Origin of the sequence: Komagataeibacter xylinus, from assembly GCF_009834365.1 — a bacterium.
Taxonomy (GTDB): Bacteria; Pseudomonadota; Alphaproteobacteria; order Acetobacterales; family Acetobacteraceae; genus Komagataeibacter; species Komagataeibacter xylinus_D.
In genome coordinates this window covers 691,782-703,700 of record NZ_CP041348.1, presented here as the reverse complement: position 1 = coordinate 703,700, position 11,919 = coordinate 691,782, and the positions used below count along the sequence as shown (strand labels likewise).

Sequence of the window (11,919 nt, the reverse complement as noted above, 5' to 3'; positions counted from 1 at the left end):
TTACTCTCCGGGCCGGATGACGGTGCAGGGCAGGCCCTGGTCCTTCAGCGTGGCGCAGGCCCGTGTTGCGGCGGCCTGCGAAAGCCCGGCCAGGCGGGCGCGGTAGATTACGCCTGCAGGCCGCCTGACCGGAATGACCAGACTGCGCGCGCCCTGAAGGGCAGCAAAATCACCCTGCCGCGCCATGGAGTTGGCAAAGCGGGCCTGCCCCTCCGCCGAAAACGCACCCACCTGCACCATCCACGCCCCATATCCGGCGCCAGCACTTGGTGCGGCAGCGGCAGCCGTGCGGGCATCGGTGTGGCAGGTGCTGCTGGCAGGGTCATAGGCGAGGTTGGCATCATGCACGCAGGCGGTGCGGTGCTGCACGGGAGCAGGCGGGTTAAGCGTTGCGTACTGCACATAGGTGTGGTCGGGCTGGATCGTGGTGCCATTGCCCAAAGGCGTGGGTGTGGACGTAACCCGCTGGCCGGAGGAGCCATAAACCGCCAGCGGCCCGCTCAGCGCCACTTCATTGCCAAGATTGGGGGTGATGATGCGTAGGTAGCGAACCGTCTGGCTGGGCAGCGGGCGGCCATTTTCAAGGTAGTCGTTGAGCCGTTCCGTGCCGGCATTGTAGGCGGCAAGGAAACCCGGCGCGCCATACAGCCCGTACAGGATGCGGATATAGGCCGTGCCCGCGAGGATGTTGTTGTGCGGGTCATACGGGTCGGAGCCGAGGTGGTTGCGGCGCTGCATGTCGGCATAGGTGGGCGGCATGAGCTGCATCAGCCCGATCGCCCCGCTGGCCGAGCGCGTGAGGTGGCCATCAATATATTCATGTCCGCCCGATTCCTTCTGGATCACGGCGCGAATCCATTCCTGCGGCACGGCAAAACGGCTGGAGGCATCGGCAATATAGGGCTGCCACGGGTCGTTTGCAGGGCCTGGGGGGCGGTAGGCGGCCTTGCCCTTGTAGTAGCTGTTATAGCTGGCATGGGTGTGGCTGCTGCCGCCGCCGCCCGATGACGTGGCGCAGGCGGCCAGCCCCAGCCCCGCAATGGCGACAAGAAACAGGCGCGTCATGTCCCGCAGGGAGGGAAGTGCAGGGAGCATGTTCAGATCAGGCACAGTTCCGCCAGTTCGTTGCGTAGGGCTTCGGGCAGGATGTCGCCCGCATGGCTGTTTGCCAGAAGGTCGGGTGGCGCGTCTGCGGGCTTGAGGTAACGCCAGCCCTGAAAGGCGCGCATGGCACGCGGGCTGACGGGAATGATCTCGGGCGCCATGACCACCCGCGCGCAGGCCACGCCATCCTCGCGCGTGTCAGGTTCGATGGCGGTAATGCGCTGGCGGCACTGGATGCGCCCGGCAATGACGCGGTAGATCGACCCGCCATCAAGTATTTCGGCCGCCCGGCGCGGATACATGCGCGTGCGGAACCATGGCTGCCCCGAGGGGCTGGTGCCATCAAGGTCATCGACCGGCGGGATCTGGAGCGACTGGCGGGCGGCGAGTTCCTCAAGGGAATGCACGCCAACCGCCAGCTTGACCATATGCAGCATGCCTGATCCTTACCGCGCGGGGCGCGCAGGATCGGTCTGCGCCTCGCGCAGGAAGGTGTCGCGGAAGCGCTGCGCATCAATGCTGCGCACGATATGCATCACCCGCATGGGGCTGTTTTTGGGTGCCAGCGCATCAGGCACCACAAAGGCATGGCCGTAATGCGGGCCGCGCGCGGTGTCGATATCCATGCGCGCATCGACTGCGGAGGTGACCAGCGTGGGGTCGGCGGCGATGGCTGTGGTCATTTCATCCCACATGGGCAGCGGATCGTAATAACTGCCGAGATAGGCGGTGAGCGGCGTTTTTTTGCTGGTGATCTGGCCGAGGTACTCGCGTGAGAGCATGAGGTCGTTCGACACGCTGCCCACCACCGTGATCGCCTTCCACGGTGCGGTCAGCGTGATATGCGCTGCCTCGGGGTCGAAGATCATGTTGAAGTCGGAGGCGAAGTCCGCGTTGCCGGTAATCGACATCATGCTCGTATCGAGCATGCCGCCCATGAAGATGAGCTGCTTCGCCGTCTCGGCAAAGGTCGGGTCCTGACGGATGGCAAGGGCAAGGTTGGTCAGCGGGCCTGCCGCCACGATCGTGACTTCATGCGGGTGGGCATGCACCTGCTCGATCAGGAACTGCACGGCGCCCTGCTTCGCCGGCGGGGTGTGGGGGGCACCTTCCTTCATTGCCCCGATGGCGGGCTGCATATCGGGTGCGGTGTCGATGGAGCCAAGGCCGCCCCATGCGCCCTTCCACGGAATCGTGCCGTATTGCTGCTCATGCAGGCGCATTTCGGCACGGGTGTTGACCAGCGGGTAGACCGCGCCATCGGCCACCGGCACGTCCGCCTTGCCGATGATTTCGAGCAGGCGGCGCAGATGGGCGGATTCCGCGTTTTCCCACCCGTCGCCACTCACCACCGTAAAGCCCAGCACGCGCACATCGGGGTTGAACAGCAGCGGAATGGTGGAAAGCTGGTCCGACCCGCCCGGGCCGAGGAAGTCGTTATCTTCGATGACCAGTTGCGGGCCGCCTGTGGCGGGTGCGGCCATGGCGGGCACTGCCATGAAGGCAAGGGCCGCAGCGGTGGCGGCGAGGCGGGTGGACCGCGAAAGGATGGATGACAACACGCAGCAATCTCCCTGCCCTGAATGATGACCCTATCGTATGGCCTAATGCCTCAAAGCACCAGCGCGGCCAGCAGGCTTTCCAACCGCAGGCGGCCTGCATCGGTGGCGCGCAGGCGCTGCCCGGCAGGGTCAAGCACCAGATAGCCCTCCCCGATCGCCATGTTCAGCATGTCGGCATCAAGCGCATCGAGCACATCCATGCCGGTGCGCCGGGCGAAACGGGTGGTGTCAATGCCCTCGCGCAATCGCAGGCCCATCAGCAGCATTTCACGCGCGCGGTCGCGGTTATCCAGCCGTTCATCAGGGTGGGCGCCGGTGCCGGTGCGCTCCACGCGCTCGGCCCATGGCTCGGGCGCGCGGTGGCGGCGGGTGGCGCAGGTCACGCCATTGCGGGTCAGCCGCCCATGGGCGCCGGGGCCGATTCCCACATAGTCGCCATAGCGCCAGTAGGTCAGGTTATGGCGGCTCTCGGCACCGGGGCGGGCGTAGTTCGAGATCTCGTAGCCCAGCAGGCCATGCCGGGCGGCGACCTCGGCAGTGAGTTCATACAGCCTGGCCGCGTCATCGCCCTCGGGCAGGCGGAAGCGGCCCTGACGGTACAGCCCCTCGAATTTCGTGCCCGGCTCGATGGTGAGCTGATAGAGCGACAGGTGGTCGGATACCAGCGCAAGGGCTGCCTCAAGTTCACTGCGCCATGCGGCTTCGGTCTGTCCTGGCCGGGCATAGATCAGGTCGAACGAGATGCGGTCGAACAATTTGCGCGCTGTCTCGAGGGCCGCGATGGCCTGCGGGGCGTCATGCTCGCGGCCTAAAAAGCGCAGGGCCTCGGGCTCAAGGCTCTGGATGCCCATTGAAATGCGGTTGACCCCGGCATCGCGGAAGGCCCGCAGCAGGCCGGTCTCCACGCTCGTCGGGTTGGCCTCGAGCGTGATTTCCACATTGTCGGTAAAGCCAAACTGGCTGCGGGCATCGGCAATCAGCCCGGCTACCGTCCCGGGTGCCATGAGGGAAGGCGTGCCGCCGCCAAAAAAGATGGAACTGATGATCGGGCGCTCGGCGGGCGTATCGCCCATTACGGCTGCTTCATGGGCCAGTTCGCGCCTGAGCGCGCTACCAAAGCGGGCGCGGGGAATTTCATCGCGCACATGGCTGTTGAAATCGCAGTACGGGCATTTGGACAGGCAGAACGGCCAGTGCACATAAAGCGCCAGCGGCTCGGCCATGTTGGATGCGAGACTGCCTGAAAACCCTGCCAACGAAACCCCTTGCCGACTGTAGAAATTTTTTGGTGAAGCTTTTTTCAAAAAGAATGCCGCCTTTTTGAAAAAAGGCGGCACCCAGACATTTTGGTTTTTTATCAGATCGCCAGCCGCACGCCCAGCTCTACCACGCGGTCGGGTGGAATGCGGAAGAACTCGGTGGCAGGCGTCGCATTGCGCGCCATGAACAGGAACAGCGACATGCGCCAGCGCGAGAGCTTGGGCACCGACGAGCGCACCAGCAGTTCGCGGCTGGTGAAGTAGGAGGCCTGCAGTGCATCAAAGTCCAGCCCGCTGGCCTTCAGGTCTTCGAGTGCGCGGGGCAGGTTGGGCATTTCCATGAAGCCGTAGCGCAGGATGATGCGGTAGATGTCGGGGGCCAGTTCCTGCAACGCCACGCGGTGGCCGTGATCGGCCTCGGGCTGGTCGAGGGTCTGCACGGTCACGAACAGCACATGGTCGTGCAGCACCTTGTTGTGCTTGAGGTTGTGCAGCAGGCAGGCAGGCACGAATTCGGGGTTGCCGGTCATGTACACCGCCGTGCCCGGCACGCGGATGATGCGTGACTGCGGCAGGCGGGCCAGGAACGAGTTCATCGGCATGCTGTCCTGCTTCTGCCGGTTCATGATCAGCTGGCGGCCCTTTTTCCAGGTCGTCATCATCAGCGTCAGCACGATACCGAGCAGCACCGGCACCCAGCCGCCCTGCGGGATCTTGAGCGCGTTGGAGGCAAAGAACGTCGTATCAAGCAGGAAGAAGCCACCGAATGTCGCAACCGCCGCAGGGCGCGACCAGTGATACAGCCTGCGGAACACCACCATGGCCAGCACGCAGGTGCACATGAACGTGCCCGTCACTGCAATGCCGTAGGCGGAAGCCAGCGCATCGGAACTGCGGAAGGCCAGCACCAGCAGCAGTGCGCCCACCATGAGGAAGCGGTTGAACTCGGGCAGGTAGATCTGGCCCTCTTCCTCCGCATTGGTGTGGGTCACGCGCAGGCGCGGCAGGTAGCCAAGCTGGATGATCTGGCGGCACAGCGAGAACCCGCCCGAGATGCCCGCCTGGCTGGCAATGACCGTGGCCATGGTGGACAGGATGATCATCGGCACCTGCATCCAGTGCGGGCCGAGCAGGAAGAAGGGGTTCTCGAGCGCCTTGGGCTCGGAGATGATCAGCGCCCCCTGGCCCAGATAGTTCAGCGCCAGGCACGGCAGCACGCAGAACAGCCACGCATAGCGGATGGGCTGGCGGCCAAAATGCCCCATATCGGCATAAAGCGCCTCAGCACCCGTAACCGACAGAACCACCGAGCCAAGGGCAATGAACGACAGCCACCCGTGATAGATGATGAACTGCACCGCATAGGTGGGCGATATGGCCAGCAGCACCTTGGGGTGGTGGAGGATTTCAAGCGCGCCCAGTATGCCCAGCAGGCTGAACCACACCAGCATGATGGGGCCGAATATGGTGCCCACCTTGCCCGTGCCGTAGCACTGCACCGAGAACAGCCCCACCAGCACCATGAGTGCGATGGGAATGACCAGATCGTGGGCTGCGGGGAAGCTGACCTCAAGCCCTTCCACCGCCGAGAGCACGGAAATGGCGGGCGTGATCATGCCATCGCCAAAGAACAGGCACGCGCCGCCGATTCCCACCATGCCGAGGGCTATGCGCATGCGGTTGCTGGGCGCCACGCGCTGGGCCAGCGACATGAGCGAGATGATCCCGCCCTCGCCATTATGGTCGGCGCGCATGATCAGGATGACGTATTTCACCGTCACGATCAGCAGCAGCGACCAGATGATCAGGCTGAGAACGCCCAGTATTTCCCACGGCTCGATCTTGTGGTGCTGCGATACGACCATGATGGTCGAGCGCAGGGCGTAGATCGGGCTTGTGCCGATATCGCCAAACACCACGCCGAGCACGCTGAGCAGGGCGGCGAAGCCGACCGGGTTCGCGGCATGCTCGTGCTGGTCGGCGCCATATTCGGTAATCTTGGGCGCGGCATTGGCCTGCTGTGCGGCAGGCGCGGGGTGCGCGCCGCCATCCGGCGTCGTTGAGGATCCGGGGGCAACAGGCCCCGTGGGTTGCGTCATGTCGTGACGGCTCCGCGGCAATGAAGACTGAAAACCGGCATCACATCGCAACCGGATAGTTCCGCATTACCGCCTCGCCCCATGTGCAGCAAGGCCCCTGTGTGCTCGGGTGCCATTCCACCACGTTCAGGCGTGGGCGGGACGGGCCCCGAAAATGGCGCTGCCCACCCGCACCAGCGTGGCCCCGCAGGCAATTGCGGCCTCGAAATCAGCCGACATGCCCATCGACACCACCGGCAGCCCGTGGCGTGCCGCCATGCCTGCGAGCGTGCGGAAATGTGGCGTAGGGTCTTCATCATGCGGCGGGATGCACATCAGTCCGCGCACGGCCGCGCCAAAGCGGGTCATGCTGTCGGTAATGAAGGCGTCCGCCTCCTCCAGCCTCACGCCGGATTTCTGGCTTTCATCGCCGGTGTTCACCTGCACCAGCAATTGCGGCAGGCGGCCTGCCCTGTCTGCCGCGCGGGCCAGCGCATCCGACAGGGCAGGGCGGTCGAGGCTTTCGATCATGTCCGCGATCTTGACCGCCTCAAGCGCCTTGTTGGTCTGGAGTCCGCCGATGATGTGCAGCTTCAGGTCGGGAAAGCGCTCGCGCAGTGCGGGAAATTTGGCCGCCGCCTCCTGCACGCGGTTCTCGCCAAACAGGCGCTGGCCTGCGTCGAGTGCTGCGATGACGCTGGATTGCGGATGGAATTTCGATACCGCCACCAGCCCTACGCTGGAAGGGTCGCGCCCTGCTTCGCGCGCGCTCGTTGCAATGCGGGTGCGGATACCGCTCAGGGCCTGTGCTATGGATGCGGATGTTGACATGGCCCTAGGCTTGGCATGAATAGCGGCCCGGTCAAGCCCCAAGGCGCCGTCGCGTTGTGAAGTGCCGCATTTGCAGGTCAGGATTACATGAAGTCTCCCACGTCCCCGTCGTCCCGCCCCGATGGCCGCCCTGATGCCCGCCGCAATCGCGCGGGCCGCCCCGACCGGCGTGGCGGCAAGGTCGCCCCTGACCCCACGCGCGACATTGCTTTCGATATCGTTGAAGGGGTGATCGTCCATCGTCGTATGCTCGATACCTCGCTCGAGCATTCCGCCGCCGCCCGCACCGCCGAGCCGCGTGACCGCGCTGCCGCCCACCGGCTGGCCGCCACCGTGCTGCGCCACATGGGCACGGCAAACGAGGTGCTGGCCCCCTTCCTCAAGCGTGAGCCGCCCGAGCCGGTGCGCGTGGTGCTGCTCATTGGCGTGGCGCAGCTGCTGTTTCTTGACACGCCGCCGCATGCCGCCGTGGCCACTTCGGTGGCGCTGGCACGCAGGCGGGGGCTGGTGCCGTTTGCAGGTCTGGTCAACGCCGTGCTGCGCCGGGTGGCAGGCGGCGGGGCTGAAGCACTGGAAGGGATGGACCAGCCCCGGCTCGATGTGCCGGCGTGGCTGTGGCAGTCCTGGGGCAGGCTTGCCCGCCCCATTGCCAGCGCGCTGGGCCACGAGCCGCCGCTGGACCTGACCATCAAGCCCGGCTGTGATGCGCCCCCCGGCGGCGAGATGATGCCAGGTGGCAGCGTGCGTTTTGCGGCAGGCACGGTCAAGGTGGCCGAACTGCCCGGTTTTGCCGAAGGGCATTTCTGGGTGCAGGACATGGCGGCAACGCTGCCCGCGCGCCTGCTGAACGTGACAAAGGGCGAGCGCGTGGCCGATCTGTGCGCAGCCCCTGGTGGCAAGACCGCGCAACTGGCCTGCGCGGGGGCTGAGGTATTCGCCATCGAGCGCGAGGGCCGCCGCCTTGAGCGCCTGCGCGCCAACCTCGCCCGGCTGGGGCTGGAGAGCGTGAAGGTGATCCACGCCGATGCCGCTACATGGAAGCCCGAGGCCCCGCTCGACGCCATCCTGCTCGATGCGCCGTGCTCGGCCACAGGCACCATCCGTCGCCACCCCGATGCCATGTGGATCAAGCGCCCGCGTGACATCGCCACCATGACCGGGGGGCAGGACCGCCTGCTCGCTGCCGCGCGCGACATGCTGCGCCCCGGCGGGCGGCTGGTCTATGCCGTGTGCTCGCTCCAGCCCGAGGAAGGCGAGCAGCGCGCCCGTGCGGCTCAGGACATGGGGCTGATCCCAGATCCGTTCACGCCCGAGGAACTGGCCTTCCTGCCGCAGGCCCGCACGGCCGAGGGCTGGCTGCGCACCCATCCGGGCATGCTGGCTGATCGTGGAGGCATGGATGGCTTCTTTGCCGCCCGGTTCCGCCGGGGCTGAGGGGGACTGCGGCCCCCTTCGGGCAGGCGGACACGTTACCGGGGGAGGCGTGATGAAAGGTTGGCGTCGGGCAGGGATTTCTGTTAAAAAACAGACATGGCTGCTCTGAACACCCCCCTTATCGCGCCGAGCCTGCTGGCTGCGGATTTCTCACGCGCGGCGGAGGAAGTCGCTGCGGTTGAAACCGCTGGTGCCGACTGGCTGCATCTGGATGTGATGGACGGGCATTTCGTGCCCAACCTCTCCATGGGCCCGCAACTGATCAAGGCGCTGCGCCCCAAATCAAAACTCCCGTTTGACGTGCATCTCATGATCGCGCCGGTCGATCCCTATATCGAGGCGTTCGCCAAGGCAGGAGCCGACCATATCCACCTGCATGTCGAGGCCGGGCCGCACACGCACCGCTCGCTGCAGCATGTGCGCGACCATGGGGTCAAACCGGGTGTTGCCATCTGCCCCGCCACCCCGCCCGAGGCGGTGGGCGAGGTGCTGGACCTGGTGGACATGATCCTTGTCATGACCGTCAACCCCGGCTTTGGCGGCCAGAAATTCCTGACCAGCCAGCTCCGCAAGATCGAAACCCTGCGCCGCATGGCCGATGCCACCGGGCGCGATATCCGCATTGGCGTAGATGGCGGCATTACCGCCGCCACGGCCCCGCTGGCGGTTGCCGCGGGTGCTGACGTGCTGGTGGCAGGCACGTCCGTCTATGGGCAGCGCAATTATGGCGCCGCCATCAGCGCCCTGCGCAGCGGGGCGCATAGCCCGGCGTGAGGCAGGGCTTTTCAATGCATAGCGGTGGTGGTGGGTGCCTATGGCACTGACCCGCGTCATGCGCGGCATGCGCGTCTCCCTGGCGCGCCTGCCCCTTTTGGGGGATGGCAGGTACCTGCCTGCTGCCCCCGTCCATAACGTGCGCGACCTGTGGCCGGGCAATACCACAGCAGGCGCGCGGCTGGCGCGTGGCAGCCTGACATGGGCGGGCTATACCCACCCCGTAGGGCCGGGGCAGTGGGATGCGCCTGAATTCGAGCCTGCCTTCCGCGAGGGGCTGCTCAGTTTCCGCTGGCTGCGCGACCTGCGCGCCGTGGGCACCGATGCCGCGCGGCTCAAGGCGCGCGCGCTGGTGGATGACTGGCTGCATCATCCCTCCCAGAGCCCGATGGCGCTTGAATGCGGCGTGATCGGCGCGCGGGTTGCAGCGTGGTTGGGGCATTATGATTTTTTTGCCGCCTCGGCCAGCGATGCGTTCCGCCAGCGCCTCATGGCCCGCATTCTGGTGGAAGGGCGCATGATCGCCGCCCTCATGCCGCCCGAACAGCCGGGCTGGCAGGGGCTGGCGGCACTCAAGGGGCTGCTGGCCGTGGCCGTGGCCATGCCGGAATATACCGGTTTCCTGACCCGCTACCGCCGCTATATCGATAACGTGGTGGAAAGCCAGATCCTGCCCGATGGCTGGCACGTCGAGCGCAGCCCGGAGGTGCAGTTGCGCGCCCTGCGCGAACTGGCCGAGATGCGGGCCATGATGCAGGCGGTACAGCACGCGCTGCCCCATTCGGTGGCCCTGGCACTGGACAAGATGAGCCCGGTGCTGCGCGCCATGCGCCATGGCGATGGGGGGCTGGCGCTGTTCAATGGCAGTCATGAGCGCAGTTCCGCGCTGATTGACATGGTGCTGTCGCAGGCCACGCGCACGCGGGTCGTGGCGAATGCCATGCCCGATGGCGGGTTCGTGCGCATGCAGGCCGTGCGTTCGCTGCTTTTGGTGGATGTGGGCATTCCCGCCCCGGCCCCGTTTGACCACAATGCGCATGCGGGTACGCTGTCATTCGAGTTTTCATGCGCGCGCCAGCGCCTTATCGTCAATTGCGGCGGCGGCGTGCTGCCCGCATGGAAGGACGCCCTGCGCCAGACGGCAGCGCATGCGGTCGTGACGGTGGAGGGGATGTCATCCTCCGAGTTCGGCGAGGATGGCACGGTCCGCCGCCGCCCCGCCCATGTGGGCGTGGAGCATGCCGTGGCCGAGGGGGCGCATTGGCTCAACCTGTCGCATGATGGCTACCATGCCTCAGCCGGGACAACGTATTATCGCAGGCTTTACCTTTCGGCTGATGGCGAAATGCTGCGCGGCGAGGAAACGCTTGAGGGCGAGCGTGAACTGACCTTCGCGCTGCGGCTGCACCTGCACCCGTCGGTTACGGCAGTGGATGCGCTTGATGGCTCCATCCTGCTTGGTGCTGGCGAGCAGCACTGGCGCTTCCGCGCGGAAGGGGGCGTGGTCTCGATCGAGGAGAGCGTCTATTCCGGCGGGCAGGTGCCCTGTCGCACGCTTCAGCTTGTAGTGCAGGTGGAACCTGCGGCAGGCATGGCGGAAGGTGGTGGGCAGGGGGCTGGCGTGGAGCCTGCGGCCCCGCCTCCGCAGGGCAGCACGCCGTTGGGCGATGTGCCGCCAGGCAAGATGCGGCAGGTGGTGCGCTGGGGGCTCAGGCGTGAGAAACTGCTCCTGCTGACATGAAGATTCTTGAAATCACGAATGTCGATTTCTCGATGCGGCAGTTCCTCTTTCCCCTCATGCAGGCGCTGCGGGCCGAAGGGCATGACGTAGCGGGCGTCTGTGCCGATGGCCCGTTGCTGGCGCAGTTGCGCGCCGATGGGCTGCGCGTGGTATGCGTGCCCATGTCGCGCACGCTCTCGCCACGGGCGCAGTGGCGGGCGTGGCGGGCACTGGTGCGCGTCATCCGGGCGGAAAAACCTGATATGGTGCATGCCCACATGCCCATAAGCGGCCTGCTGGCGCGGTTTGCCGCCTGGTGGTGTGGCGTGCCGCGCATTGCCTATACCTGTCACGGTTTCCTGTTCAACCAGCCCGGCTCAAGGTTGCGGCGCGTTGCAGCCCTGATGCTGGAATGGCTGGCCGGACGTGTAACCGACATCTACCTGACCGTATCGGAGGAAGAAGCGCGCGACGCCCGCAGGCTGGGCATTCACCGCCACGCCACCGCCATTGGCAACGGGCGCGACCCGGCCACCTTCCACCCCGACCCGCAGGCCCGCACCCGGTTGCGCGCGGCGCTGGGTGTGGGCGAAGGGCAGGTAGTCATCCTCGCCGTATCAAGGTTGGTGCGGGCCAAGGGCTACCCGGAACTGCTGGCGGCCATGGAGCGCATGCCCGATAACGCGGTGCTGTGGATCGTGGGCGAACGGCTGCCAAGCGACCGGGGTGCTGATCTGGCGGCCTGTTTTGCCGCAGCCCGTGCAAGGCTGGGGGCGCGGTTGGTCTTTCTGGGCTACCGCGAGGACGTGGCCGCCCTGATGGCGGGGGCAGATATCTTTACCCTGCCCAGCCATTTCGAGGGGCTGCCGATGAGCGTAATCGAGGCCATGCTGTGTGGGCTGCCGGTTGTAGCCACCACCATTCGCGGCCCACGTGAGCAGGTTGTGGCGGGGGAGACCGGGCTGCTGGTCCCGCCCGGCGATGCCGCAGGGCTGGCCTCCGCCCTCGCACGTCTGGTGAATGATGCCGCCCTGCGCGCGCGTATGGGCAATGCCGGCCGGACCCGCGCCCTGGGCCGTTACACGCAGGCGGCTGTCATGGCCCGCGTTACGGCATTACTTACGGGCAGGCTTAACTGACTGAAAGGTTTTGGGTGC

At 66.0% G+C, this 11,919-nt stretch carries 10 protein-coding genes; 4 read left to right on the top strand and 6 right to left on the bottom strand.

Going from position 1 to position 11,919, the window contains the following annotated elements; genetic code table 11:
• From FMA36_RS03310 to FMA36_RS03285, 6 genes are all read right to left on the bottom strand, one after another.
• A complete protein-coding gene (locus FMA36_RS03310) occupies positions 1–1,065 on the bottom strand; it encodes a lytic transglycosylase domain-containing protein (RefSeq protein WP_159263564.1) in 1,065 nt (354 codons plus the stop codon).
• A gap of 32 nt (positions 1,066–1,097) precedes the next feature.
• Entirely contained in the window at positions 1,098–1,541 is a 444-nt protein-coding gene (locus FMA36_RS03305) for a DUF1489 family protein (RefSeq protein WP_159260799.1), read from the bottom strand.
• Positions 1,542–1,550: 9 nt separating this feature from the next.
• Entirely contained in the window at positions 1,551–2,603 is a 1,053-nt protein-coding gene (locus tag FMA36_RS03300; RefSeq protein ID WP_159263562.1) for a nucleoside hydrolase, read from the bottom strand.
• A 113-nt stretch (positions 2,604–2,716) separates the two neighbouring features.
• Positions 2,717–3,889, bottom strand: coding sequence for a radical SAM family heme chaperone HemW (hemW, locus tag FMA36_RS03295; protein WP_159263560.1), 1,173 nt, complete (start codon positions 3,887–3,889; stop codon positions 2,717–2,719).
• A gap of 134 nt (positions 3,890–4,023) precedes the next feature.
• Entirely contained in the window at positions 4,024–6,024 is a 2,001-nt protein-coding gene (locus FMA36_RS03290) for a potassium transporter Kup (protein WP_159260797.1), read from the bottom strand.
• Positions 6,025–6,150: 126 nt separating this feature from the next.
• A complete protein-coding gene (locus tag FMA36_RS03285; protein WP_159260795.1) occupies positions 6,151–6,834 on the bottom strand; it encodes a YggS family pyridoxal phosphate-dependent enzyme in 684 nt (227 codons plus the stop codon).
• A gap of 87 nt (positions 6,835–6,921) precedes the next feature.
• On the opposite strand from FMA36_RS03285, the gene FMA36_RS03280 reads away from it, so the two are divergent.
• The 4 genes from FMA36_RS03280 to FMA36_RS03265 all read left to right on the top strand — a co-directional run bounded on the left by FMA36_RS03280 (position 6,922) and on the right by FMA36_RS03265 (position 11,901).
• Positions 6,922–8,268 carry an RsmB/NOP family class I SAM-dependent RNA methyltransferase gene (locus tag FMA36_RS03280; RefSeq protein WP_159260793.1) on the top strand — a complete coding sequence of 449 codons (1,347 nt, stop codon included), beginning with the start codon at positions 6,922–6,924 and terminating at the stop codon, positions 8,266–8,268.
• A 96-nt stretch (positions 8,269–8,364) separates the two neighbouring features.
• A complete protein-coding gene (gene rpe / locus FMA36_RS03275) occupies positions 8,365–9,042 on the top strand; it encodes a ribulose-phosphate 3-epimerase (RefSeq protein ID WP_159260791.1) in 678 nt (225 codons plus the stop codon).
• A gap of 40 nt (positions 9,043–9,082) precedes the next feature.
• Entirely contained in the window at positions 9,083–10,783 is a 1,701-nt protein-coding gene (locus FMA36_RS03270) for a heparinase II/III family protein (protein ID WP_159260790.1), read from the top strand.
• On the top strand, positions 10,780–11,901 hold the full coding sequence (locus tag FMA36_RS03265; protein ID WP_159260788.1) for a glycosyltransferase family 4 protein: 1,122 nt from the start codon (positions 10,780–10,782) through the stop codon (positions 11,899–11,901). The genes FMA36_RS03270 and FMA36_RS03265 overlap by 4 nt, the downstream gene beginning before the upstream one ends.
• Positions 11,902–11,919 lie beyond the last annotated feature (18 nt).